General features: G+C 39.9%; 32 protein-coding genes. 4 read left to right on the top strand and 28 right to left on the bottom strand.

The genetic code is table 11. The features are described 5' to 3' along the window. Positions 1 to 33 precede the first annotated feature (33 nt). The 24 genes from NST34_RS14450 to NST34_RS14335 form a co-directional block, all read right to left on the bottom strand. Positions 34 to 840 (bottom strand): class I SAM-dependent methyltransferase, encoded by an 807-nt coding sequence (locus tag NST34_RS14450; RefSeq protein ID WP_076285850.1) that lies wholly within the window; start codon positions 838 to 840, stop codon positions 34 to 36. 56 nt (positions 841 to 896) lie between these two features. Then, positions 897 to 1,526, bottom strand: a complete 630-nt coding sequence (locus NST34_RS14445; RefSeq protein ID WP_076298953.1) for a class I SAM-dependent methyltransferase — start codon at positions 1,524 to 1,526, stop codon at positions 897 to 899. A 74-nt stretch (positions 1,527 to 1,600) separates the two neighbouring features. Next, positions 1,601 to 1,999 (bottom strand): RrF2 family transcriptional regulator, encoded by a 399-nt coding sequence (locus NST34_RS14440; protein WP_042127470.1) that lies wholly within the window; start codon positions 1,997 to 1,999, stop codon positions 1,601 to 1,603. A gap of 109 nt (positions 2,000 to 2,108) precedes the next feature. Next, positions 2,109 to 2,513 (bottom strand): hypothetical protein, encoded by a 405-nt coding sequence (locus tag NST34_RS14435; RefSeq protein WP_341128067.1) that lies wholly within the window; start codon positions 2,511 to 2,513, stop codon positions 2,109 to 2,111. Between the two features lie 67 nt (positions 2,514 to 2,580). Continuing rightward, on the bottom strand, positions 2,581 to 3,354 hold the full coding sequence (locus tag NST34_RS14430) for a DUF817 domain-containing protein (protein ID WP_341128066.1): 774 nt from the start codon (positions 3,352 to 3,354) through the stop codon (positions 2,581 to 2,583). A gap of 66 nt (positions 3,355 to 3,420) precedes the next feature. Next, on the bottom strand, positions 3,421 to 3,636 hold the full coding sequence (locus NST34_RS14425) for a helix-turn-helix domain-containing protein (protein ID WP_042187934.1): 216 nt from the start codon (positions 3,634 to 3,636) through the stop codon (positions 3,421 to 3,423). A 10-nt stretch (positions 3,637 to 3,646) separates the two neighbouring features. Continuing rightward, on the bottom strand, positions 3,647 to 4,120 hold the full coding sequence (locus NST34_RS14420; protein ID WP_339271072.1) for a DUF2975 domain-containing protein: 474 nt from the start codon (positions 4,118 to 4,120) through the stop codon (positions 3,647 to 3,649). 204 nt (positions 4,121 to 4,324) lie between these two features. After that, positions 4,325 to 4,540: a helix-turn-helix domain-containing protein gene (locus NST34_RS14415; RefSeq protein ID WP_042127458.1), complete on the bottom strand. Its 216-nt coding sequence runs from the start codon at positions 4,538 to 4,540 to the stop codon at positions 4,325 to 4,327. Positions 4,541 to 4,550: 10 nt separating this feature from the next. Next, positions 4,551 to 5,033, bottom strand: coding sequence for a DUF2975 domain-containing protein (locus NST34_RS14410; protein ID WP_341128065.1), 483 nt, complete (start codon positions 5,031 to 5,033; stop codon positions 4,551 to 4,553). Between the two features lie 220 nt (positions 5,034 to 5,253). After that, a complete protein-coding gene (locus NST34_RS14405; RefSeq protein WP_341128064.1) occupies positions 5,254 to 6,453 on the bottom strand; it encodes a hypothetical protein in 1,200 nt (399 codons plus the stop codon). A gap of 24 nt (positions 6,454 to 6,477) precedes the next feature. Continuing rightward, positions 6,478 to 7,323 carry a hypothetical protein gene (locus NST34_RS14400; RefSeq protein WP_341128063.1) on the bottom strand — a complete coding sequence of 282 codons (846 nt, stop codon included), beginning with the start codon at positions 7,321 to 7,323 and terminating at the stop codon, positions 6,478 to 6,480. Beyond that, entirely contained in the window at positions 7,320 to 8,006 is a 687-nt protein-coding gene (locus tag NST34_RS14395) for an ATP-binding cassette domain-containing protein (RefSeq protein WP_076285825.1), read from the bottom strand. Before NST34_RS14395 ends, NST34_RS14400 begins: the two co-directional genes overlap by 4 nt. Then, positions 8,003 to 8,413, bottom strand: a complete 411-nt coding sequence (locus NST34_RS14390; protein WP_042187923.1) for a GntR family transcriptional regulator — start codon at positions 8,411 to 8,413, stop codon at positions 8,003 to 8,005. The genes NST34_RS14395 and NST34_RS14390 overlap by 4 nt, the downstream gene beginning before the upstream one ends. Before the next feature lie 281 nt (positions 8,414 to 8,694). Continuing rightward, complete coding sequence (pgsA, locus tag NST34_RS14385; RefSeq protein ID WP_341128062.1) at positions 8,695 to 9,246, bottom strand: CDP-diacylglycerol--glycerol-3-phosphate 3-phosphatidyltransferase; 552 nt, start codon at positions 9,244 to 9,246, stop codon at positions 8,695 to 8,697. Next, the gene (locus NST34_RS14380) at positions 9,243 to 9,893 is read right to left on the bottom strand and encodes a uridine kinase family protein (protein ID WP_341129545.1); all 651 of its coding nucleotides are present in this window, start codon (positions 9,891 to 9,893) and stop codon (positions 9,243 to 9,245) included. Before NST34_RS14380 ends, pgsA begins: the two co-directional genes overlap by 4 nt. Further along, positions 9,886 to 9,972, bottom strand: coding sequence for a DUF3977 family protein (locus NST34_RS14375; RefSeq protein ID WP_149644592.1), 87 nt, complete (start codon positions 9,970 to 9,972; stop codon positions 9,886 to 9,888). Before NST34_RS14375 ends, NST34_RS14380 begins: the two co-directional genes overlap by 8 nt. Positions 9,973 to 10,127: 155 nt before the next feature. After that, the gene (locus NST34_RS14370; RefSeq protein WP_076285829.1) at positions 10,128 to 10,784 is read right to left on the bottom strand and encodes a CatB-related O-acetyltransferase; all 657 of its coding nucleotides are present in this window, start codon (positions 10,782 to 10,784) and stop codon (positions 10,128 to 10,130) included. Positions 10,785 to 10,958: 174 nt separating this feature from the next. Next, positions 10,959 to 11,426 carry a DUF2691 family protein gene (locus tag NST34_RS14365; protein WP_341128061.1) on the bottom strand — a complete coding sequence of 156 codons (468 nt, stop codon included), beginning with the start codon at positions 11,424 to 11,426 and terminating at the stop codon, positions 10,959 to 10,961. A gap of 119 nt (positions 11,427 to 11,545) precedes the next feature. After that, entirely contained in the window at positions 11,546 to 13,042 is a 1,497-nt protein-coding gene (locus tag NST34_RS14360; protein WP_042187913.1) for a malate:quinone oxidoreductase, read from the bottom strand. A gap of 246 nt (positions 13,043 to 13,288) precedes the next feature. After that, positions 13,289 to 13,549: a hypothetical protein gene (locus NST34_RS14355; RefSeq protein WP_076285831.1), complete on the bottom strand. Its 261-nt coding sequence runs from the start codon at positions 13,547 to 13,549 to the stop codon at positions 13,289 to 13,291. Between the two features lie 207 nt (positions 13,550 to 13,756). After that, on the bottom strand, positions 13,757 to 14,758 hold the full coding sequence (locus NST34_RS14350; RefSeq protein ID WP_076285832.1) for a Gfo/Idh/MocA family protein: 1,002 nt from the start codon (positions 14,756 to 14,758) through the stop codon (positions 13,757 to 13,759). A gap of 30 nt (positions 14,759 to 14,788) precedes the next feature. Further along, positions 14,789 to 15,877, bottom strand: a complete 1,089-nt coding sequence (locus NST34_RS14345; protein ID WP_341128060.1) for a Gfo/Idh/MocA family protein — start codon at positions 15,875 to 15,877, stop codon at positions 14,789 to 14,791. Between the two features lie 30 nt (positions 15,878 to 15,907). After that, positions 15,908 to 16,669: a sugar phosphate isomerase/epimerase family protein gene (locus NST34_RS14340; protein WP_341128059.1), complete on the bottom strand. Its 762-nt coding sequence runs from the start codon at positions 16,667 to 16,669 to the stop codon at positions 15,908 to 15,910. Positions 16,670 to 16,693: 24 nt separating this feature from the next. Beyond that, complete coding sequence (locus tag NST34_RS14335; protein ID WP_341128058.1) at positions 16,694 to 17,857, bottom strand: Gfo/Idh/MocA family protein; 1,164 nt, start codon at positions 17,855 to 17,857, stop codon at positions 16,694 to 16,696. Between the two features lie 155 nt (positions 17,858 to 18,012). Between NST34_RS14335 and NST34_RS14330 the strand changes: the two genes are divergently transcribed. The 4 genes from NST34_RS14330 (at position 18,013) to NST34_RS14315 (ending at position 21,760) form a co-directional block, all read left to right on the top strand. Then, positions 18,013 to 18,849, top strand: a complete 837-nt coding sequence (locus NST34_RS14330; RefSeq protein ID WP_305953478.1) for a helix-turn-helix domain-containing protein — start codon at positions 18,013 to 18,015, stop codon at positions 18,847 to 18,849. Positions 18,850 to 18,927: 78 nt separating this feature from the next. Next, positions 18,928 to 19,359, top strand: coding sequence for a GNAT family N-acetyltransferase (locus NST34_RS14325; RefSeq protein ID WP_341128057.1), 432 nt, complete (start codon positions 18,928 to 18,930; stop codon positions 19,357 to 19,359). A 31-nt stretch (positions 19,360 to 19,390) separates the two neighbouring features. Continuing rightward, entirely contained in the window at positions 19,391 to 20,281 is an 891-nt protein-coding gene (locus NST34_RS14320) for a LysR family transcriptional regulator (RefSeq protein WP_341128056.1), read from the top strand. A gap of 318 nt (positions 20,282 to 20,599) precedes the next feature. Beyond that, entirely contained in the window at positions 20,600 to 21,760 is a 1,161-nt protein-coding gene (locus NST34_RS14315) for an asparaginase (RefSeq protein WP_076286350.1), read from the top strand. A gap of 67 nt (positions 21,761 to 21,827) precedes the next feature. Here NST34_RS14315 and NST34_RS14310 read toward each other — a convergent pair whose 3' ends face one another. The 4 genes from NST34_RS14310 to NST34_RS14295 form a co-directional block, all read right to left on the bottom strand. Continuing rightward, positions 21,828 to 22,520 (bottom strand): ABC transporter ATP-binding protein, encoded by a 693-nt coding sequence (locus NST34_RS14310; protein ID WP_042187892.1) that lies wholly within the window; start codon positions 22,518 to 22,520, stop codon positions 21,828 to 21,830. Next, complete coding sequence (locus tag NST34_RS14305) at positions 22,517 to 23,614, bottom strand: ABC transporter permease (protein WP_341128055.1); 1,098 nt, start codon at positions 23,612 to 23,614, stop codon at positions 22,517 to 22,519. Before NST34_RS14305 ends, NST34_RS14310 begins: the two co-directional genes overlap by 4 nt. A 90-nt stretch (positions 23,615 to 23,704) precedes the next feature. Then, entirely contained in the window at positions 23,705 to 25,081 is a 1,377-nt protein-coding gene (locus NST34_RS14300) for a sensor histidine kinase (protein WP_341128054.1), read from the bottom strand. After that, entirely contained in the window at positions 25,078 to 25,755 is a 678-nt protein-coding gene (locus NST34_RS14295) for a response regulator transcription factor (protein WP_042187886.1), read from the bottom strand. The genes NST34_RS14300 and NST34_RS14295 overlap by 4 nt, the downstream gene beginning before the upstream one ends. Positions 25,756 to 25,777 lie beyond the last annotated feature (22 nt).

Below are 25,777 nucleotides of genomic sequence, written 5' to 3'. Positions count from 1 at the left end.
TAAGAGCGCCAGTTAAGAAACTGGCGCTCTTTTTTATTTTCTTTTACCGATGTATAACAAATGGGATGAGATGCCTAAGATTGAGGGATCATTTGCTTTGGATATGAGAAAGTTAATCAAGCTCTCTTCCCCCTCTTGGTGAGTCCAATACTGTTGCTGCTCTGCAGATAACATGGCTGCAATACTTGATGAACCAATTAAATCTATCGACTCAAATCCATTCCTTTCCATGAAAGGCTGAATCTCATCAATATTAAAATAATATGCACCTGTAAATCGGCCCTTGTCACTATGATTAAAGATTCCGCTCTCATAGAATTCATTGATGGTGTTCATATTATCGTTCGGTTTCCACTGCTGCGGGGATTGTAACGAATTAATGGTCATTCTCATTCGACTTTGAAAAGCCACGAATACTAAGCCATCTTGCTTGGTCACGCGGTGCAACTCTTTTACTGCTAAAATTCGTTCCTCTTCCTTCTGCAAATGATACAAAGGACCGAGCATCAATGAAACATCATAATTCTCATTAGGTATTCCTTCTAAATCAATAGCATTTAAGTTATGAAACCCGTCAAATTGCTCAGTTAATTCTAGTTCAGCTGCCTTTTCCGTTGCAACTTCAACTAATTTAGGTGTGATATCTGAAAGGGTTACTGTATATCCGAGCTTAGCCAGTTCGATCGCGTATTTACCGGGTCCCGCGCCATTATCCAGCACCTTCCCAGCTGATGGCATATATTTCTTGATATAATGGAGATTAATAATGAACTCTAAGGGTTCTCTATCCAGCCTGCCCCACTCATCAAAGCTAGAGTAATAATCAATAATATTGCTCATCAACATAACACCTGCCTTCTTTTGAAATATATTATCTTCGATATGTCGAAATTTTTCTATAGTTCTTTCTTACATTTTACCATTAAAAAGTTTATCGACGGTTTATTGATCATGTCCTTGTGCGGCTCGTCAATTTCAGAGAACTCAACTAGTCCATAGGTTTCAAACTCTTGTGTAATGGATTCAGCATCATAAAAAAATATTTTTACGCCATAATCTGTCTCGTAGTAATTTTTATCCAATAGAGTACCTTTTCCAAACATAGGAGCTTTTTTCGAAACTGTTGTAAAAATCATATAACCACCTGGCTTTAACTGGTTGTAGCAATCCTTAATGAACTTTTCTCTTTCACTTTTATTCAACAAATGAATAAGACCATGGCAAAATATTCCCTCATAGAGGTTATTATCATAAGGCATGTCATTCACTGAACCATGAAAAATGCTAATATCAATTCCATTTTGCCTCGCCAAATCAATTGCTGTTTGAGAAATCTCAATACCCGTTACATTTATCCCACTCTCTATAAAAACCTTTGCATTTCTGCCATATCCAATCCCTGGTACCAATATGTCTTTAACATTCCTCTCAAGGAAAAAGTCCTTAGTGGCGATCGCAGAGTCTGTAGGTTCAAATCCCCACATCGTTTGTTTTTCTAAAAAGCTTGATTCCCAGAATTCCGTCATATTTCATTCTCCTTTATATTAAAGTTATTACGGACTTATATTATCTTTAATTATATTCAAAAAAGAACGGATCTTTACTCCGTCTTCATTGTTTTCGCCAAATCTGCAATTTTCTTGTTTTCCAAGTACTGCTCCATCTGTCTTTCAGCGTCAATAACAACCTGTTGAATCAGGCACTCGCTACCGTGATCCAAGCTACATTCGAACAAAGATGCAGTCCCTTCGATCGCATGGATAATATCCAGAAAAGAGATCTCTTCGGACTTCCGTCTGAGACGATACCCACCGTTTGCTCCGGGTGCAGATTGAATCAATCCAGCCTTGACTAGCTTGGTCATCATTTTGGACAGATAGGTTTGCGAAACACCCAGCTTCTCAGCAAGTAATTGAACACCTACAGGCTTATCGGACGCCGCCGTCACCAGATAAAGCATTGCATGAAGCGCATAGTCTGTCGCTTGGGAATATTTCATTCAGCACCTCCATTAACGACTTTAAAAATCCATAATAACTCTAATTGTTAAAAAAGACAAGCATGTGCAATCAGCTGCTTTCTTCTATACTCTGGAAAGAAATTCAGATCTATATAATTTCCCTTACAACTGGTTCCGATGTTGAAATAATATCAACGACATGGTCAATACAACAGATCCCATAGTGCTTATATGGTTTTGGAAAATCCTTTGATGCGAATATTCCATTAGAAATAAAATCAAGATACCTTGATTTCTTATAAATCCTAAATGTTTTTCCGTCAAATTCCTCGTAATCATCCCAAGAGGTAAAGAATTCATTTCTAATCGAATATGCAATATAGGAGTGAAAATCAACTTGTATTATGGGAGAGCTTTTCTCACCATCCATAAATGGTTCAGCTATATCACTAGCTTTGCTTTTACAAAAAGATAACCTTAGTTGATTTACCTCCGGCTCTATTAGACCAAAGAAAAACACATCCTGCAATTCTTTTAAATCTGTATATTCCATCTCATCTCCCCCTCATCACTAATTTGTTCTTACTCCATGTACTACTATTTCCTTTGAAGACAATACTCTACTCTTTCGCGTTACGGTTAGCTTTAACATGTTTAAGCTGAGCAACTATAATGACACTAATAATGACCAGAAGGAACCATGAACTGATCTTACTGACACTAACCACATGCCATACCTGATTCTGATCTGGGTATTTCCAAGCATTAAAGAATGTAGCGATATTCTCAGCTAACCAGATAAAAAAACCTACTAAGAAAAAAGCCAGTGTCAAGGGCATCCAATAAGTAGTGTTTCGTACCCGATAAATGATCCAAGTCTTCCAAAAAACAATGAGTACAAGCCCCTTTAGCCACCAGCGAAAATCAGGAATGAAGTGATGCGTGAAAAAGTTCAGATAGATAGCTGCTCCGAGCGATCCAGCAGCAGCAAGTCCCGGCCAGCCCGTCATATCCATTTTCAGTCTACGCCAAATTTGACACATATAGCTCGCGACGCTCGCGTACATAAACCCGCTATACAGTGGCACTCCAAACACCTTGGTTAGCCCGGGTTCAGGGTATGACCATGACCCCATTCTTATCTTATAAATTTCCAGCAGCAAACCAATAATGTGAAATACACAGATGACTTTAATTTCATCTAGCGTCTCTAATCCAGTACGGTACATAAGGTATTGAACGGTAAGCAATATAATAAGAATGGCATCATATCGGTAAATGTAAGGCAGATCTATTACGTTAGAGAGAGCTAAAGTCCCAAAGATCGCAATAGGAAATATGCAACTCATCGCCTGATGATAGCCAAAATGCAGAAACTGCGTTGTTGATTTCAATGATGATCTCTCCTTTCCAGGCAATGCTGTTCTTTTCAATCTGCGGAGTCGATTACTCATTACGATTTAAGCATCCTCGTCCATTAGGTATTCTAAAATATCTCCAGGCTGACATTCTAAAGCTTTACAAATCGCATCAAATGTTGATAGTCGAATCGCTTTTGCTTTTCCATTTTTCAATATAGAAAGATTGGCCATTGTTATTCCAACCCTTTCTGTAAGCTCTGTAACGCTCATTTTTCTTTTAGCTAACATCACGTCAATATTCACTATAATCGCCATTATTTTCACCTCAGACTGTTAAGTCATTTTCTGATTTTATTTCTATGGCATTTTTCAAGAGCTTTTGAAGAACAGCAGCAAAGACCGCAATCACAATTGGAGCACAAGTCATGACAAGTCCAAGTACGATTAGACCTGGTGCATCGGCTTCCTGTGCCATTTCGTAAATAAGTGGCATACCTGCCGCATATAAGATACTGATGATGATTGCACAGTAAATTATATTTTTTAAAGCCTTAATGGATAGTTCTGAGAACGCTTTGTTCTTGTCAATATAGCTTAGAAGTCTTAACGCCTGATATAAAGCTACGAAATAGGCTATCACTGTTACATACACCCCTATAAGAACGGGATAAACCAAATACACCGGATAATCTCCAGCTGCCTTGTTAGGTATCGTAGGTAACCAAAAAATACACAAAGCAAGAACCGGAAGTCCAATAAGAATTACAACTATCTTTAAAAAGAGTGTTTCTCGTTTCATAAACTGCACCTCACAAAGTTAATAATCTGGATTCAATTTATCACATAATTTATCGTTATTCAATATATTTTGATTGTATTACAATTATTTTTTATCATTAATATATCGCCTTATTATTTTTCACCTCCAATTATTGCACATCAAAAAGGCCCCCTTCTCATAAAGATTGAGAAAAGAGCCCTGCCTCTACTATTCATTTATTTCTTAAGTCTCCTCGTCACTTTTGTATTCTAAAATATCGCCAGGCTGACAATCTAAAGCTTTGCAGATCGCCTCTAATGTTGATAATCGAACCGCTTTCGCCTTTCCATTTTTCAATATAGACAGGTTAGCCATTGTTATTCCAACCCGCTCCGAAAGCTCGGTCACGCTCATTTTTCTTTTAGCCAGCATCACGTCAATATTAATAATAATCGCCATTGTTTTCTCCTCAGACCGTTAAGTCATTTTCTGATTTTATATCAATAGCTTCCTTCAAAAGCTTTTGGAGCACCGCAGCAAACACTGCAATCACCATGGAAGCAAAAATCACAACCAGCCCAATGACAATGAACCCTGGGGCATCATCTCTCTCCGCGACGAGATAGAAAAGTGGCAATCCCACTACATAAATTCCACTGATTGCAATTGCACAGTTCCTGATATTTTTTAATACCTTTACAGATAATTCTGAGAAAGCGTTGTTGTTGTCAATATACCCTAACAATTTGATCGCTTGATACAATGCAAAGTAAAAAGGTATCGCCGATGCATACAAATCAATGTACAAGAGATATTTAATATAGGTTTGATCAGGGTATAATTCTGCTGCATAATTCGAAATCGCAGGCACAAAAATTATACACAAGGCAAGAACTGGAAGTCCAATAAGAACAACAGCTATCCTTAAAAAAAGCGTTGATCCAAGTTTCATAAAACACACCTCACAAAGTTATTTTCAAAATTGAATCTAACATATAGTTTATCGTTTTACAATATATTTTAATCGAAAAATAGTGTTTAATGACTGTTTTATATTTCACGACTAAAAAGGCCGAGCTAATCGACTATTAAAAGTCATTAGCCCGGCCTTTGTCACCTTTTTATATCTCTTTATGTCTCTTTATATCTAATTTTCTATTCTAAAAATAATTCTAGAACTGACCGAGATCGATAAAATTCAAATCCATGTTAGCTTCATCTTCAGCCTGCTTGGCGGCCTCTGTTGATATTACTTTTCCTTCGTACTCAAGGTTACCGCTTGTCAAATTGAATACATATAGACGATTACCTTTGAAATTCTTATACCCCATAATATAGAGATGGTCTTGTTTAAAAGCATAGGTAATGTTTTCACTTAAATCTATATTTGTATTCTTCAGAGTAGTCTCATATTCTTTACTCACGAGATCGTAAGAAATAACAGTTAATCCTATATTTTCCTTACTCGATACAGCTTTTTGCAGGAAATAAATTTTCTGTCCATAGGCATTCATAATATTATTCAATAACATTTCATGCCCTTGGAATGTGAGTGGAGAGATTTGTCCTGTCTTAACATCCACTTGATATGCCTTTCTATGATTATCTCTACTAATCCTTAAAATCCATTGCTCCGTGTGCTCCAGATTTTGATTGGCTAGCCATGCATATTGAGTATCCCCGTCTGCCGCTACAGATTTACCGCCTGGTAACGCGAGCGGCTCATTCTTAATCTCTTTTGTGGTTAGATTGACACGGAGGATCTGCGGTTCAGATACATAACCTTTGGCACTGTGATTCATAAACACCATAGCAACAAGCTGCTGATCAATAAGCTGTACATTTTGTACATACATATCTGAAATATCATGATCTACATTGATATCGGATGTGATTTCAAGCGTATTGTTCTTCTGCTTGTTGAGTACAGAAATACTAAGCTTTGCATTTCTCTTCGCTGATGAATCATTTGATCGCTTCGTATCTACTGTCGCCTTAACATAAGCAAGCATTTCCTCATTCTCATAGAAACCAGATGTGTTTGTCTTACCGCGCATGAACTGACGATGCTCTTCAATCCACTGATCCAATTGCGTTTTCATTGGTCTTCGATTTAAACTTTGGCTAATCGCAGACTTTTCATCTGGATAATCTGTACCATTTGTCGTGATATAAGCTCGTTTGATGCCAAAAGTACTATCCTTAATCATGTAGTTTCCGTATACAGCTATACCTTCAACGAGGGAAGCATCCCCTTGAACCGTCGTCAGCTTATAATTAGGTGGTGTCTCTTGTGAAGCTTGTACATAATACGTCCCGATTGTAACAACCGCGAACACTACAAGAACGGCGGTAACCATATATTTTCTCATTCCTTAACCTCCATACCCCTTCAATTATACCGATATTTTCTTACGCAATAGATACAAGCTGTACCAAAGCGAACCTCCAACAATGATCACTATTAATCCGAGACAAGCGCCTATGATTTCACCTGGATAGAAGTAGCTATCGTAACTGCTATAACCCATAAGAAATGGTATTGAGGCTAGTCCAGCCAGAACCGCTAAATATAGTACGATAAAGCCAATCCCTTTCAGTCTGTAGCTCCGCTCGATTAGAATCACTGTGAACAAGACGATCAAGCCAATAATGCCCAGTCCATAGTATAGTACAAACTCAGAAAAGTAGGGCGGAACCAGAACTTTAAGCACAGTAGGATACTTCAAAAAATCAAATACCGAGATGTTCCGATATATTTCAGCAGGAAGAATCGACTGTGCTATCAAACGCTCCAGTGGAACAAGGATAATTTGCAGGGCAACAAGTCCAAATGCGAATAGCAAGATCGTAACCAGCTTGGCAAAATACAAATTCGCCCGATTGGATGGCAACGTGAGCAGGCGATATACTACCGTATTTTTACCTCTCCAGTCACGGTACCAGATGAAGCAGCTATATATTAGCAACACTGTGATGCTCAAAAATATGGGTCCGAAATATAGAAGTCCATTATAGCGAGCATACATCATACTGTTTAGCTGAATATATCCAGTCACATTGTGATATTGCTCAAGGGTCCATTGATTCACTCTCATTGCCTCATTCGCAGAATCCAGCCAATGATTAGCACCGAGGGTGACTGCTACAAGTTGCAAGGCGACTGTCAGCACCAGGAGTCCAAAATATATTTTGGCAAATCGGTTCATTTCAAAATTCAATAGCTTCACAAAAGCTCTCATTTCATGTACACCTCTCTCATTACGTCCGTAATGGACTTACCTTCCTGCTCGCGAACTTCTTCACAGTAGAATTCACGTTCTACCTTCCCATGCTGTAGCAAGACCACTTTATCAATTAAATGCTCAATATCGTTAATTTCATGAGTTGTAATAATCACACCACGATCCTCGATCAATTCACTCGTGAACACATCAGTAATTTGCTCGCGGCTGAACATATCAATCCCCGAGAACGGTTCGTCCATTAGGATGTAATCACAATCCAAGGCAAGTCCGAGCAACAAATTTAACTTCGCAGCCATCCCCTTCGACAATGAAGACACGCGATCTTTAGAGCTCAGTTGGAAGAACTTAAGCAATTCCTCTGCACGTTCAGCGTTCCAATTCCGATAAAAGTCAGCCATAAAGCTGAAGCAATCAGCAATTCGCATATTGGAGGGCATCGTTAACGAATCTGGAATAAAAGTCATTTTCTCATACATCGAAGGTATTAGTGATGCATTATCGATTAAGACTTCACCTTTGTACGGTGTCAGTCCCATGATGGACTTCAGCACCGTTGACTTTCCGGCACCATTGATTCCGATCAGGCAGGTGATCTCTCCCTTGGCAGCAGTGAAGCTAACGCCATTTAGTACCTTCTTGAATCCGTAATTCTTCACCATCTGATTCACTTGGATCATCTTGTGTCACCACCTTCTGGAGATCGCTCTGATGTATATTTTGTCTTTATGATGTCTACCAGTTCTTCAACTGGAATTTGAATATTCCGAATGGAACCGATGAATATATCCACTGCACTTTCGATTAATTCAGCACGAATCGAGCTTAGTATTTGCTGATCCTGTGTAATTCGACTTGGGGAATTTCCTTCTGTTACGATCAAACCCTGTTCCTCCATTTCCTTATATGCCTTCTGTGCCGTGTTCGCATTAATCTTCATTACTGATGCCAGTTCACGCCGTGAAGGAATCTTGTCTCCTGCTCCGATTTGCCCTGTAGCAATCTGTTCTTTAAAGTAACGTACAACTTGAATATATACCGGTTCTCGAATATTAAAGCTGACACCTGATTTTTGTTCTTCTGTCATACAACCAACTCCATATACTAAGTGTGTGTACTAAGTGGTTCATACATCTTATTTATGTACTATACGTGTAATACACTTTTGTGTCAATAGTTCAGATTTAAGCTTAGACTTGGCATACACATGCAAGGGCAATGGGTATATTTGCAGTAAATCTCATAAATATATTGACGTTATTAAAGTAAAAAACACAAGGATATACATAAAATAAGGCGAATTCTTACTCGAAATGGAGTGAGAATTCGCCTTTATTTATTTGTTATTCAGCAACCTTTTTATCGAGCTCATGCTTCTAATTTTAAAAAACGATAGTTATTTCTTATGTAGTTAAATCCTGAATAGATAGTTATGACTAGTGAAATATAGATTAGGATTTGATCGATAGGTATATTCGTAAAAAGGGTGAATGGATGGTTTGTAAACATAACTGCAGTAATTGCTACAACTTGCGATACCATTTTAATTTTTCCGTATCGATCAGCTTGCAACACTATTTTCTGAGAGACAGCGACAAGTCTAATCCCTGTAATGATCACTTCCCTCGCTACAATAACTAAAGCAACCCATGTGTATAACATCTGCTGACTTACCAGTAGAATCAACGCAGCAGAAATGAGCAACTTATCCGCTAATGGATCAAGTAACTTTCCAAGGTTCGTAACTTGATTATACTTCCTAGCAATATAACCATCTAGTTTATCTGTTGCTGAAGCGAGTAAAAAAACAATAGCTGCATAATAAATCCCCTCTGGCCAATCAGGATATTTTGTGAAAAGCACTATAAAGATGGGGATTAATAATATTCTGGCGATTGTTACTTTATTTGCAAGATTCATAATTCCCTCCTGAATTCATTTTCAAGAATATAACCTTCATTGGAATTTTTTATAATGATATCAAAGTTTCGATGAAAAGGATGCATAAATAACTCATATTGAATTCTACGGTCTTCATGAGATTTTCTTAAATATTTGATGTCCGTTCCTCTTTCAGAGACATCACGTATACTCCTTCTCATCAATTCAGTGTCTCCATCCGTATATAAGTAAACCTTCAAATCAAACAAATTCGGGTCTGCAAAAGCAACGCTCATGCCCTCTACAATATTCACTCTGTTTTGTGAAGCTATCATTGTACTCTTTAAATAATTGGTGTCTATTGTATAAAAATCTAAACCATCTCGCATCATTCGGATGTCTCTCTCTAGAGCAGATATATTATGAGCAGAAGGATGACAAGCTGTCATTTTATTACGATGACGTTCATTGTTATATTCATAATCGATTACAGTGTACTTTCTAAGATGAGAGCCGATAATATAGGGATCAGTATCCATATAATTCACTTTCTCATGACCCAGAAGCTTTAAAAGATTATGGGCAAATGTTGTCTTTCCAGATGCACCATGACCCGAAATCCCAATAGTAACTCTTTTTTCCTCACTGCTTATCAAATTGGCTATTTCATTTAATATTTTATCCATAGTTTCCACTTCCATCCTCTAACTCCGTTTCGGTTCTAATAAACCATGTATTGCCTAGACCAAATTCAATATATTTCATATATCTAGCACACTTTCCTCCCAAGAGATTAGATGAGCCCATTCATATTATCATACTAATTAGGATTAATCTGGTAAAGAACAATTATTGTTAAACTACCTTAACTGATAAAAGAACAGGCTGCCGAATATTTGCGGCAGCCTGTTGTGATTGTGTTATGATTTTATTTCTCTTAGATAAAACTCATATAATTGATCAATCGATGAACTTGAAAAGATAGACGTAGCTTGTTCAATTTTCTCACGTTTCCAATCAAACCAACGCATTTCCTTTAACTTTTCGATTTCACGATCTGTAAATCGTTTTCTAATCTCTTTAGCAGGATTGCCACCTACTATTGTATATGGTGGAACGTCTTTTACAACAACCGAGCCTGCCGCAACAATAGCACCTTCACCTATTTTCACACCTGGCATAATCATTGCATTCATCCCAATCCAAGCATCACTTTCTATGATCGTATCACCTTTAGGTTCGTAAGAGGTTTCAATCTGGTCCACAAAAGGATACACGGTAATCCATTCAGGATGATGATTGTGATTTCCACCCATTAAAATAATTACACCACTTGCAATACAAACATAATTTCCTATAATCAATTTATCTAAATGCCACCCAAAATCTTCGATCGGGTTAAATAACTTTCTTGACGTTTCGTCTCCCCAAAGATATCTGACGCACCCGTCTTCAAAATGATGACTATCGTAATAACCAGAGTAGTACGAGTAATCCCCTACCTCAATCATTGGGTTGGTGACAATATCCTTTAAATACTTCGTTTCTGACCAGTGGTTAAACAACTGTTGTTTCATTCTTTTCCCTCGCTTCTAAGTAATTTATAGCATTTATACTTAGAAGCTTGATACAGTAGCGACATTCTTAAACCGTTTCAAACGACGAACCATCGTCCTCATCCTTTTCCTAATTGATGGGGTCATTGTAACAAATGAATGATTTGTTCGTCAAATCAACCTTACGGTTTCCTTCTACCATACTGATAATCTTGTTCTGAAGTCATTCTCATTTGTAATGTACTGAACATCATCATATCCATTTGAAATTGCGTTATGACACAGTGCTTCAAGCATCCCCTGGTCTTTACAATAAACTGTAGCATATTCACAATCGACGACTAAAAGTACAAGCTGGCAATCACTATTTAAGAACTCCTCATAGGTCTGAACATCTATTACGTCCTTTTCTTGTGGAAAAGCCTTGAAGTTCGCAAAGATGATATAGTATTCGTTATTCTCCAAAAGTTCTTTCAGAACGCTGCCGTCCATTCCATAAATTTCTTCATGGAACATGACCTCTCCTAATGTATCGTTTTGAATAAAATAAGACTCCTCGCCACCTATATACCAATTGAATGTTTCGGTATTAAATGGCTTTAACAGATCTCCAAGTATTTTCCCGTATTCATTAGGAATTTTAAAAATGATGCCTCGTTTCATATTCATCCCCCCTTCTTTCTTTTCGAATTCCCTAAACAAAAAACCTATGAATGAAATCCATAGGCTTTCTTGAAGGGAATATCTGTAAATTATCATACTTTCGAGCGATTGATCATTGCTTAACTATGCACTCGCTCTTTTCCACCTAGACCCAATGTAGTCGCCGTTAATGTGTGCACTTCATGCAAAAGCTCTGGATTTTCCAGTAGTGACAGGCCATAAGAAGGAATCATTTCTTTAATTTTCGGTTCCCACTCTTTTATATGCTGAGGGAAACATTTATTAAGTACTTCAAGCATCACGTGAACAGCCGTAGAAGCACCTGGGGAAGCTCCAAGCAATGCTGCAATCGAACCATCTGCGGCGCTAATTACCTCTGTACCGAATTGTAGGATACCTTTGCCGTCCTCTGTATCTTTGATTACCTGTACGCGTTGGCCTGCTACGACTAAATCCCAATCCTCTATTTTGGCATTCGGGATAAACTCTCGTAATTCTTCCATGCGTTTTTCTTTCGATAACAACACTTGCTCGATCAGGTATTTGGTCAAAGACATGTTCTTTGCACCTGCCGACAGCATCGTTAGGAGATTATCCGGTTTTACGGAAGTGATCAAATCAAACATTGATCCGGTTTTTAAAAATTTTGGTGAGAATCCAGCAAACGGTCCAAATAACAACGATTTTTTGTTGTCAATAAATCTAGTGTCCAGATGCGGAACAGACATTGGAGGCGCTCCAACCTTAGCTTTACCGTATACTTTTGCATGATGCTGGGCTATAACTTCTGGTTTATTACACACCATAAATATTCCACTTACCGGGAATCCACCAATATGTTTCCCTTCAGGAATACCGGATTTTTGCAGGATATGCAAGCTTCCTCCCCCGCCACCAACAAAGACAAATTTTGCAGTATGGTGTTCAATAGTACCGCTGTCGTTCTTCACTCTCAAATCCCACGACCCATCGCTAGTACGTTTGATTCCATCCACACTGTGTTTATAATGGAGATCTACATTCTTACTCTTTAAGTGATCAAATAACATACGCGTTAAAGCACCAAAGTTAACATCTGTGCCTGAGTCGATTTTTGTTGCTGCTATAGGTTCATTCGATGGACGATTTTGTATAATAAGCGGTATCCATTCCATTAATTTGCTAGAGTCATCGGAAAATTCCATTCCTTGGAACAAAGGATTTTTTGACAGCGCTTCAAATCTTCTCTTCAAAAAAGCTACATTCTTCTCCCCTAGTACCAAACTCATATGGGGCAAGGGCATGATAAAGTCCTGAGGATTATGTATCAACTTACGATTTACCAAATAAGACCAAAATTGCATTGAAAGTTGAAACTGTTCATTAATTTGGATGGCTTTACTTATATCTACAGTTCCGTCGGATTTTTCGACAGTGTAGTTAAGCTCGCAGAGCGCCGCATGTCCAGTTCCTGCATTATTCCATTCATTAGAGCTTTCCTCACCTGCATTTTCGAGCTTTTCAAACACTTTAATCTTCCAATCCGGCACTAATTCTTTTAAAAGTGTTCCTAAAGTCGCACTCATGATTCCAGCACCAATTAAAATGACGTCTGTTTCAGTTGCACTTTTGCCCATTATTACCATCCTTATCCCCTGAATTTTGCAGAAAGGATGTGGGCGCTCCTTCTTAGGCGTCACACCTTTTCTGTCTCAATTATACCCTTATCCGAGTGTATTACAATTATTTATAAATTTAATATCTACTATTATATGAAAAAAATAAATTATTTAAAAGCTTGCAAAAAAGAGAGAAATAAGTCCTCCAGGTTATGGAACTTATGCTACAGCCATAAACCCGCTTCTTGCAAGGATTAATAACAGTTAAGCATTATAAATAAAATAAATGAACATACCGCCCGCAGCAGCAAGATCAACAATTGCCCATAAGAAGCTTTTTCGAATTAGCATGAGTAAAGCAGCAATTACACTAACAAAACAAGCAATGAGCATAATAAAAAAGGTGGTGAATAATCCACCAGAAAGAAACATCAGTACGTATAATATGACAAAGATAAAAACAATGGTCTGCACAATGGAAATTAGCTTGGTGTTCGTTCTAATGTTCAGTAGTATTTTCTCCATATTGTATGCACCCTCCAGATATCTTGCTGTTAATAACCTATACTTACTTTAGATTATTCCACTAAGGAGAATTAATCAAATCCATCTTCCTCTGCAAGTCGTAGTCTTCTTAGTGTTTAACCAAATGCGGGAAGTCACTAAGCACGAAAAAGCTGCCTCATTCGTAGATAAATCTACATATGGAACAGCCTTCGCTATATTTATGACTTATTTGTTCCTCTGCGATGAGCTATAAATACGCTTCACCAGTTCCAGCGCCTTTATCCCCTCAGGACCATCCAGCCAAAACTTTGATCCACTGAAAATATGGTCATAGAAGTCCTCAATTAGTCTCTTATGCCCAGTCCCCCAATACGATTTGCCTTCCGCAGGACTGAAAATAGGCTCACAAACTAAGGTTTCCTTCCCATCTTTCCAAAGATATAAGTGCTCTCGACGGAGGTTAAGCGTCCCCTCTTCAAAAACTAGCTCCAACTCCACCGGAGAGTTCTCAAGATAGGTATTCGTGCCATAAAACAGCCCGCGAACATTATTGGCAAAGTCGATACAAGCATGGGCAGTATCTTCTACTTCAATGACGCCATCAAGCACATCCGTGGTAATACTGCCTTTCACGGATTTAATCTCCCCCCCATACCACTGTAGTAAATCCAAGCTATGAATGGTCTGATTAATTAGAACACCTCCGCCTTCCGTGGACCACCTTCCTCTCCAATTGCTATCTTTGTAGTAACTTTCGTTTCGATGCCAGGTTACGACACCTTTCATACAAAGCAGTTTCCCTAAATCACCAGAATCTATAGTCTTCTTAATATAAACGGAAGCATCATTATAACGATTCTGGAACACCACACCAAGCTGGCCGGAGCTCACTTGCGCTGCTTTCAGCATGCGCATGGCTGAAGGAAGGTCCACGGCGATTGGCTTTTCAGTTAACACGTGCTTCCCCGCACGTAATAGCTCTTCAGCCATTTCTGCATGAAGATGATGAGGTGTACAGAGATGAACAACATCAATACGATTATCATTTAATATTTCTCTATAATCATCAGTGGCATCGCAGGCATATTCTATTCCCGCTCGTGTAGCTTTATCAGCATCAATATCTGCAACTAGAAGTAGATTTACATCTTTTATTGCTGATATTGCTTTAGCATGGAGAGGAAATATCGCCCCGCAGCCAATAATCGCTACTCCAAGTTTGTTCATCTTTACCACCTCCATTCATTATTCCATTCGCTATTTTAGTTGATTAGGAGTTAGATTCATCGCTTGGGCTTGAGCCTTCAAACATAGTTCAGAAGCTTTGAAGACATGTGCTTGAGTCATGGACAGCTCCGTCCGGTTCAGACAATCGAGGATAAGTTCACCAAAGAACGGAAATCCAACCTTTCCAGCTACATGTTCGTAATGCTCCCCTTCCCCGTTCACCCAGTACACATGATCCGGTGTATTTGAACGCCCGATATCGCTGTATTTGCGCAGTTCAATGTACCCTTCAGTTCCCATGATCATTGTACGTCCATCTCCCCAGGTTCCGAGTCCGTCTGGCGTAAACCAGTCTACACGGAAGTATTGGGTTGCCCCATTGTCCCCAACAAGCGTCGCATCACCGAAGTCCTCCAATTCAGGGTAAGACGAATGATTATAATTAGCTACCTTACTGTGAACAACTGAAGCATCCTGACAATCTGTATAATACAAAAATTGTTCAATTTGGTGGCTGCCAATATCGCATAGAATTCCGCCATATTTCTCCCGCTCGAAAAACCATTCTGGACGGCTAGATGCATTTAAACGATGCGGCCCTAATCCAATGACTTGAAGAACACGACCAATAGCCCCCTGACGGATCAACTGTCCCGCATAGATTGCGCTTTCAACATGAAGACGCTCACTATAGTAAACCATATACTTCTGATTGGTTGCTGCGACCATAGCTCTAGCATCATCCAGTTGTTCAAGTGTTGTAAAGGGGGTTTTATCCGTAAAATAATCCTTCCCGTGAGCCATAACCTTATTTCCTAAGGGGCCTCGTTCTGAAGGAATAGCTGCCGCTGCAACTAAGCGAACCTCTGGATCTTCCATTATTTCATCCATAGACTCAGCAGCCCTAACTCCAGGATATTTGGCTATGAATGCTCTAACTTTCTCTTCATCCGGATCATATACCCATTTCAGCTCTGCACCAGCCTCAACCAGCCCATTACACATCCCGTAAATATGACCGTGATCGAGTGCAATAGCTGCGATGATGAATTCACCTGGCTTCACTACAGGTTTAGCTTCATATGTGGGTGCATAGGTCATCCCATCTATTCTATTCATCAGAATCCTCCTAATGGTTTCTTATCGATTCTATAATAAGCTAATGAGATAGCGCAGACTCATCTCTAAGCTCTCAAAAGGATCACGTCTACAAACATCCTGCTCCACTACGTACCATTCAACACCCGTCTCACGACAAGTAGTAATGATCTCCGCATAGTTCATGTTTCCTTCGCCTATTTCAGCAAAAACCTGTTTTCTATCAACTATCGCCATATCCTTTAAATGCACAACCTGCATTCTGCCTTCAACTTTACGTATCCATTCTTCCGGACTCGCGCCACCTGCCTGCACCCAATATAAATCAAGTATGAAACCAACTGATGGATCAGTCTCATTAAGCAGTACTTCCATTCCAGTAGTACCTTCAAAGCGTTCAAATTCAAAATCATGATTATGATAAACAAATTGCAAACCGTGTTGTTCTTTTAATGTTATTGCAATTTCAGATATCAATTTCGCAAAGTTCCGGTAGCTTTCAAGTCCCGTACGAAATTCTTCTGGTAAACTTCCAAGTCCAATATATTTGCAATTCCACAGCTTATGCTCTGCGGCAAGCGCATCCAGATCATTCACTAACCGATTCCAGGACACATGGGTCGCACATATAGCCAGCCCCGCTTCATCTGCATATTCTTTAACGAGCATCGGATTAATCGGTCCAATGGATGAAATCTGAATGCTCTCATAACCCATTGCCGATACCTTTTGAAAAGTTGATCTTAAATCCTCCGCAGTTTGAGTATAATCACGTAACGTGTACATTTGAGCCGCAATCATCGAACGTTTCATAGGATTCAACCTCTCTCTTTCGATTTAATGAGTTCCTTTAACATTCAATGTTTTAGATTCTGAGGTTTCCTTTTGGAAAGTCGAGTTTTTTACTTTTTCCATCAGCTTATCGTAGAATAAATCCGAATCCATCGGAAGCTCCACCCAATTGTCCGTCCAAGCCGATAAATACATGGCATTTGAAAGGGTTAGCCCCTTAATCCCTTCCTCCCCAGGAGCAAGTAATGCCTCATCATGCAAAATGGCATTCGTAAAGTTCCGTAGAACTCCTTTATGCTGCTCCCCTCCGCCATCTTGTACAGGTATCTCACATTTCCAACATTCTGGACTACCGAAACCTCCCGTGAACTCTGCGTTGAACTGCGGCTCCGGTGTACGTAAACGCCAAAAGGTTAGCTTCCCGTCTTCCACTACGATTTTTCCATTATCGCCATTGATTTCAAAACGATTAGTTCCCGGTGCCTCTCCAGTTGTAGTAATAAACAGACCTGTAGCGCCATTCTCGTATTCCACATAAGCGGTTACATCATCTTCAACCTCAATGTTGCGATATTTTCCAAAGTGGCAAAATGCTCTTATCCGCTTCGGCATCATGCCTGTCGTCCATTGCCATAAATCTAGCTGATGAGGATCTTGATTAAGCAATACCCCGCCACCTTCACCCGCCCATGTCGCCCGCCAGCCACCAGAATTATAGTAGTTCTGCGATCTATACCAGTCGGTGATAATCCAATTCGTCCGGCGGATCTCACCTAACTCACCAGACTGAATAAGATCTCTCAGCTTCTGATACAAAGGATTTGTACGCTGATTGTACATGATTCCAAATTTGCGGTCAGACTGTGCTGCAGCATCGTTCATCTGTTGAACAGCTTTCGTATAAACACCTGCCGGCTTCTCCACTAGTACATGATAACCATGCTGAAAAGCTTCGATTGCAAGTGTAGGGTGATCATAATGCGGAGTACAGATTAATACCGCATCCATGATACGTGACTCGAATAATTCCTTCGGCGTAGAATACTTCCTAACATTCTCAGGTAACTGCTCTTCAGCCCATTTCAAACGTTCTTCTCTTATATCACATACGGCTGTAAGCTCAGCCCCCTTAATCTCACTCAGCAGACTTTGCGCATGTGCGGTTCCCATATTTCCAATACCAATAATCCCATAACGAACTGTACCCATCTCTGATCACTTCCTTATTAATGGTTATGGTTAGAGGATATACTTTATTTAAGGACATGAACATGATCGAAATTAAGAACTATTTGTATTTGAGTAAGATGTTTTAGTTAAATGAAACCGTTATAATGAGGATACAAAAGCTTTAAAGGAGTTAAATGATGAACAATTCAGGGAACTTATCAGGACGTCTCCTGCAGAATCTCAAGGTTACTGTGACCCATGCCCAACTTAGTAATAGATATCCCGGATGGAACCGCACGCTGGAAACCCCCGCTTTTAATCGGCTATATTTTATTGATGGGGGTGAGGGGAAAGTAATTATAAACGGGATTACCTACTATCCGAAGCCAGGTCAGCTAATGATCATGCCTGCGGGGAGCACACAAACTACCGAAACTTCTATTGATGATCCCTATATCCGTTATTACTGCCACTTTGATGCTGACATTGGAGAATGGCCCTTATTCCATGCGGAGAAAAAATTATACATCTGTGATTCGCCTAATCCAGATTCAATAAGGGCAATTTTCGTGGAGATGATCGAACAATTTCAAAAAGACGATGTCTTATCTATCCTTCGCACACAGGCTTGTTTGCTTAATCTCATTGCCACTTGTCTTGAATCGAGCGACAGTAGTCATACAGATTTTATGACGCAATTCATACACACCGGAGACCATGGTAAGCTGGCTCATGTGCTCCATTACATCGATAATTGTCTAAATAAGCCCATAGAGATTGATGAACTAGCAGAGCTTGTCCACCTGCACCCGAACTATTTTATACCTTATTTCAAAAGATTCATGGGGGTGACTCCAATGGCCTATGTTCAATTGAAACGTATGGAGCACGCTAAAAGACAGCTTTCTTACACAGATTACAGCATTTCAGATATTGCGGAACAAGTCGGCATGGAATTGGCTCATTTCTCTAAATATTTCAAAAAGACGATGGGTCTATCCCCATCCACTTATCGAAATAGTACGAAGTAATGCACATAGAGATGTTCCTCTGAATGAGATGAACTATAATAAAAAACAGCATGAAACAACATTTTTTTAAGGTGGCGGATGATCATACATATTAGGACAGCTACATTTAAAGACACACAAGATATTGCAAAACTATCCAGTGAGCTCGGATATCCTTTAAATATCGAACAGCTAGCAGATAGACTTCAAGATATCAGAAATCGTAAAGATCATGCTATTTATGTAGCAGTGTCGGATAGCCAATTCATCGGATGGATTCACGCCAATGTGCGAATGTTAATTGAATCTCCACCCTTTGTTGAAATTTGTGGTTTGGTGGTCGATGGGCAGTATCGCGTAGAAGGGATCGGCAGACAACTTGTTGAAACCTGTGAACGCTGGGCAGCACAAATTGGAGTGAACAAATTAAGAGTGCGCACCAACCAAACTAGAGAAGATGCGGTATGTTTCTATACACGTATTGGATTTTCGCAGAAGAAAGCTCAGTTCGTGCTTGATAAGGAACTTTAAATACATTCGAGACTTTTAGTGAGGGAATTCTATGATTGTGGATACATTACGGGTTTTCGTTACAGTTGCTGAGCAAAGTCATTTCTCTAAAGCAGGAGAATTACTGAATCTATCTCAACCCGGTGTCAGTCTACATATCCGGAATCTTGAGAATGAACTAGGCGCAAAGCTTCTACACCGATCTCCGAAACAAGTAAAATTAACCGAAGCAGGTACAATACTTTATAACCACGCCAAACAAATATTGGCCCACTTCGAAGAAGCTCATCAGGAAATACAAATGCTACAGGATGAGGTTACTGGCAGTATACATATTGGTGCGAGCTTTACGATTGGAGAGTATATATTACCCTCAAGACTTGCGGAATTTGCAAATCAATACCCACAAGTCAAGCTTCAGGTGACGATCGGTAATACTGAAGAAATTATTGGTGGGGTAAGAGCCAATGAATTGGATATTGGGTTTATCGAAGGAGAAGCCCATGAGAATGATCTGATCGTTACACCTTACATGAAGGACGAGATGATTATCGTTTCCCCGGCCAACCACCCTTTGTCAAAAATAGTCTCTGTGGAGCAAGGGATGCTACAAAATCAGGTTTGGGTTCTGCGAGAGCTTGGCTCTGGAACGCGTGCTTTCAGTGATCATTTCATTCAAGCAGAAGAGATTTCTGTCAAAAGATCCTATGTCTTCAACAGTAGTCAAGGAGTTAAGGAAGCCGTTGCCGCAGGTTTGGGAATCGCGATGCTCTCCAGATGGATTGTGCGCAAAGAATTAGCAAGTGGTGAAATCTGTGAGCTTCCCATCAGACAACATCATCTTGAAAGACAATTCTCCATCATTCGCCATAAAGAAAGCTCCTCCTCCATGGCTACCCATGTCTTTATTCAAAAACTACTTGTCTCTAGAAAAGATAAGTAGTCAGGTATTTCTAATAACTATGCCGGACAATCTCATAAAGATTGTCCGGCATTATGTTATTTATTCATCTCTATTATTATGTAATAAAATATAACATTAATATTATATTTCACTTTAAAAATAATATAATAAAATTCATAGCATACACAAGAAATCAATAGATATTCTTTATTAATAGTGTATTTAAGCGTTTTATTAATATGTTAGTAAACTTGTCATTATAATATATTCATAGATATAATCCAATCATGAATCACGTTTATGTAATATAAAATAACATGAATGTGAGAATACATAATCAAATGGGAGGTTACATCTATGAATGGATTACAATCAATGCTCGCCAAAACTACTGTTGCCGCAGGACTCTCTTTCACTCTACTCTTCTCTGCTACAACAATGCTTCCCGTTTCTACCACTTACGCCGCTGAGGTTACCCAAACGATTGAAGGAACGGTTAAGCTTCCAAAGGTCCAAGTCATAGCAACCGGTGGAACTATTGCCGGTAAATCTGTGGATGAGACCAGCTTCCAGAACTATAAAGCCGGGACTTTGTTAATGGAAGATATGGTTAAAGCACTGCCTAACCTTAAAAAGTTCGCCGATGTAACTAGCTATCAATTTGGGAATGCAGGCTCTGGCTCGTATACCATGCAACAACTATACGATCTCTCCTTAAAAGTAGATAAAGCACTAGAAACCCAAGATGGCATCGTTGTTACTACAGGTACGGATACGATGGAGGAAATTGCATATTTCCTTGATCTTACAGTGCGTAGCTCCAAACCTGTCGTAGTAACTGGCTCTATGCGTCCATGGACAGTTATCGGAAGTGACGCTCAGGCCAATCTATTTAACGCTATTAAACTAGCAGCTAGCGGAAAGACGAAATATTACGGTACTGTGCTCATGCTAAATGACGAGATTCATACGGCTAGAGAGGTTACCAAGACGAATGCCTATCGTACAGACACTTTTGAATCTCCACAACTAGGAATCCTCGGATATATCGATGAGAATAATATAAGAATTTATCGAGCGAATTCCAGAGCACTATTGACCGCTGACAAATGGGCAACGCCATTCGATCTAACAAAGATTAAGAGCAGTGATATGCCTAAGGTAGAAATTGCTTATGCTTATCAAGATGCCGGTTCTGGGGCAATTACAGGTTTTGTTCAAGATGGAGCAAAAGGTATTGTAACTTCAGGCACAGGGGCTGGCGGCGTATCTAAAGCTATGGGAGAAGCCCGTACGAAAGCTATTAAGGAAAACGGAGTTATCTTCGTGTCTACCACGCGTACGGGTTCCGGTTCCAACTATGCTTCAAGTGATGGCATAATTGCCGGAGATAATCTGAACGCAGCCCATGCCCGAATTCTATTAGAGCTGGCACTGTCATTCAGCAGTGATTTCAACACGATTAAAGGCTGGTTTGACACATATGGCTCAGGCCAAGTCACCATAGCTGACAAATAAAGAACAAACTATTGTTCACACACAAAAAAAACGATTCATGCCATAAATAGCATGAATCGTTTTTTTACTAAATTTTGCTTAACTCATGTTCAACCAAATGACCATCTTCCAGATGTAGCACTCGATCACACCATTCGAGCATCCGTTCATCATGAGTGACCATTACAGCAGCTTTACCCTCATTCTTTACTTCGTCAGCAATCATTTGCACAACTTCTCTGCCTCGTTTGAAATCTAAGCTTGCTGTTGGTTCATCTGCAAACAAGATTGCAGGTTTATTCATCCAAGCTCTTGCGATAGCTACACGTTGCTTCTCCCCACCTGATAGTTGCTCAGGGTAATGGTTTCGACGTTTCCAGATATCCAGACGCTTCATCAAATCAGCTGCCCGTTCCTTAGCTTCTTTAGAACTCATCTTCCCCTGTTTAGCTACAAAGAGAAGCTGCTCTTCTACCTTCAAGTAGGGCAATAGCTGTGCGCTTTGGAACATAAAGCCTATCTTCTCTAATCGTAGCTCAGTCAGCTCACTTTTACTTTTATCTGTAAGAGATTCTCCGTCTATGAAAATTTCACCACTCGTTGGCGTAAGAAGCGCCCCCGCTGCTGATAGGAATGTACTCTTCCCTGTTCCAGATGGTCCAAGGACAGCAACGAATTCTCCTTCATTGACTATAAGATTCAAATTGTTCAGAACAGATACCGTTGTATCGCCGTCTCCGTAAGTCTTGGTTACTTGCTTCATCAATAATTTCGCACTCATGCTCCAGCCCTCCCAATTGCTTCTAACGCATCTACTTTTGCCACTTTAGCGACAGAAATAAGTGATCCTAAAAGAGACATCCCCACGAACAAGCCGCTGGTTAATAGAATCGTAGAAGGTTCCAGTTGGAACGGCATAGTGTCTGGTAGTACCTGATTCATTCCAAAGGTTAGCAGCAAGCTAATGCTTAGACTTGCAATAGCCAATATCATGACCTGCCCTACAACGCTCCAAGCCAAGTATGACATTTTTGTACCCATGGCTTTCAGAATGCCAAACTGGCTTGTTTTCTGAATTGTAATGACATAGAAGAATACAGCCAGAACAAAACCAGCGATTACGAACAGGAAGGCAATCATCATAAGCAGTGAACCTTGTTCTGATGAATAACCCGGAATATTAGAGATCGCTTCTTTTTGCGTAATAACTTCCACATTTTTCGTACTAGCAGAGATCTTATCCACTTGCCCTGCGTTTGCATTAAGCGCAATTACATTAAAAGGCGCTCCGGATGTAGCCTCACTACCTTGATTAACGCCTTGTCTCATTTCCTGCCAATCTTTATTGTTAATATAGACTACTGGGGTATGGCTGTATGAGCTATTCTCAACATATCCTGTAACTTTAAATTCCTTCCCAGTTGCCTGATCTTGGATCGTGCTACCAATCTTAATGCCCGACTGTTCCAAGTCACGATCAACGATGACACTTCCCTGCGTATCATTCGTAATCTTGTCACCTTCAATCACTTTTGGAGCCAGTAAACCGTTCATATCCACTGCGAAAAAAGTTACGTCTGCTTTTGTATCCGTATCGTTCGTAGTCACTGTACTCATCTGTAGAGCGAGTGAAGAGGCATTATTATCTCCTACTACTGCTCGAACACTATTAAGCTCCGTATCCGTTAACTGAGAACGTCTAAACGTCTGATCCGCATCCTTCTGCACCACGTAATAGTTTGCCGGCATATTCTCTATTGCTGAGATATTAGCATACGCTAATCCTCTGGCCAGCCCCGTTACGAATAGTACAAGAAAGGAAACCAATAACATGATTACCATTATTAACAGGTATCTGGCTTTAGAATGTCGCATTTCTCTTAAGGCTAGAAACATATTACCACTCCTTCTAATCTGTATAGTCACAGTTTAGAAGATGAAAATGAACGGAGTATGAATAACGAGTTACAAAAGCGGAAGAGTTACAGTAAAGGTCGTGCCTTTGCCAACTGTACTGGATACATCTATAGTTCCGTTATGTGTCTCTACAATTTTTTGCGTAATCGCCAGTCCAAGACCGCTACTATGCGTTTCTCGTGTACGTGCCCGGTCGACTTTATAAAAACGGTCAAAGATGAGTGGTAAATCCTCAGCAGGAATACCTTCCCCAGAATCCAAAAAGGTTACTACACAGTTCCCTTCGTCAAGCTTTGCGGAAATCATAATGGATCCCTCAGCAGGTGTATATTTGATAGCATTAGTAATGAGGTTCATCCACACCTGATACAATAGATTGGAATCGCCATGTACGCTAATATCCGCAAGACTTAAACGAACCGCTAATTGCTTCTCTGTTAATCTCCACTCCATGATTTGTACAACCTGCCGAAGCTGTGCACGCAAATCTATAGGTTTCTTCTGCAAGGAATTCGGATCATAATCGAGGGAAGATAACGTTAGCAGCTGTTTACTAAGCATCGATAGACGATGGCTTTCTTGATCAATAATATTGAGGTACTCTATCCGTTCATCCTCTGGTAATGTAGGATCTTTAAGGGTTTGGGCAAATCCTTGAATAGAAGTTAATGGCGATTCGATTTCATGAGACACATTCGCAACAAACTCTTGACGCGCACGATTGGTCCGTTCCAGCTCACGACTCATAATCATAAAGTGTGAGGCTAACTGGCCAATCTCATCCCGGCGCCAAGTATTTAATTTAATATCATATCTACCTTTTGAAATCCGTTTAGTTGCCGTTGTCAAACGTGTAATGGGTCTGACCACATGCAGTACGCTGATCATGACGAATCCTAGACTGAATAACACGGTAAAACCGATGATGACAGCAAAAAACACGCGCAGTTCACCGAACTGAACCTCTGCATCCGGCCGCATGAATAACGCAAAAGTCTCATTATTGACTTCAATAGGTACGCCTATCGTATTGCGTAATTGATTATCAAAAAAACCTGTAATAAATGCGCTGTCAGGAAACTCAGCAACACCGTGATACACTTGTCCATTCAGGACCTTCTCTAATTGTTGCGGTTCTAAATCCTCTTTCCGAAATGGCTTGCCGTAAAACCGGGATTGACCTTCTGTATCGGTTAAATAAATCTTATATCCCAGTACAGCTACACTTCGCAGGTAATCCTCCATAGATTCCGGGTGAGATTCTGCAAACTGCTGGATTTCAATGGCCATCCCCGTAAGCTTCGCATCGTTCTGCGATTTAATCTGAGCTTGGTAATAAATATTAGACACCAAGAAGCCAAGAAGGCTGCTCACCACAATGGCCGAGCAAAAGAGAATGCACATTCTCACATACAAAGACTTCACGAGCTCACCATCTCCAATTTATATCCAATTCCCCGTACCGTCCGAATCACAAAGTCATTCTGATAATCCAAAAACCGTTGACGCAATCGCTTGATATGTACATCCACCGTGCGTTCATCACCTTCATAATCCATTCCCCACACTAGTTCAATCAGCTCACTGCGTGAATACAGTCTTCCTGGATATTGTGCCAGTTGTGCGAGCAGTTCAAATTCCTTTACCGGTAACAGTAGTACTTCATCACCATCAGTGATCTCATAATTTTTACGATCAATAACTAGTGAATTTAAACGAATCCGATCATCCGAAGCGATGGAATAACGCCGAAATAAAGCTTTGATCCGAAACAACAATTCTTCCGGCTCAAAAGGTTTCGTTACATAATCATCTGTCCCCCGCAAATAGCCTTGTTCTTTATCACTTAGCTGTTGCCGGGCTGTTAACAAAATGATCGGTATATCATACGTTTCTCTTATATGCTGGCATAGCTCTAACCCATCCACATGTGGCATCATCACATCCACAACGGCTAAATCTGCAATGCTTTCTTTCAGTTTATGTATCGCGTCCCGGCCATCGCTTGCCTCCATTACTTGGTAACCTTCTCTGGTCAATACATGCTTTAATAATGTACGAATATTACTATCGTCATCTGCTACTAAAATCTTTTTCATCGTTTACACTCCCTGAATAACG

Origin of the sequence: Paenibacillus sp. FSL H7-0714 (assembly GCF_038003765.1) — a bacterium.
Lineage (GTDB): Bacteria > Bacillota > Bacilli > Paenibacillales > Paenibacillaceae > Paenibacillus_AQ.
This window is presented reverse-complemented; position numbering and strand designations above follow the sequence as displayed.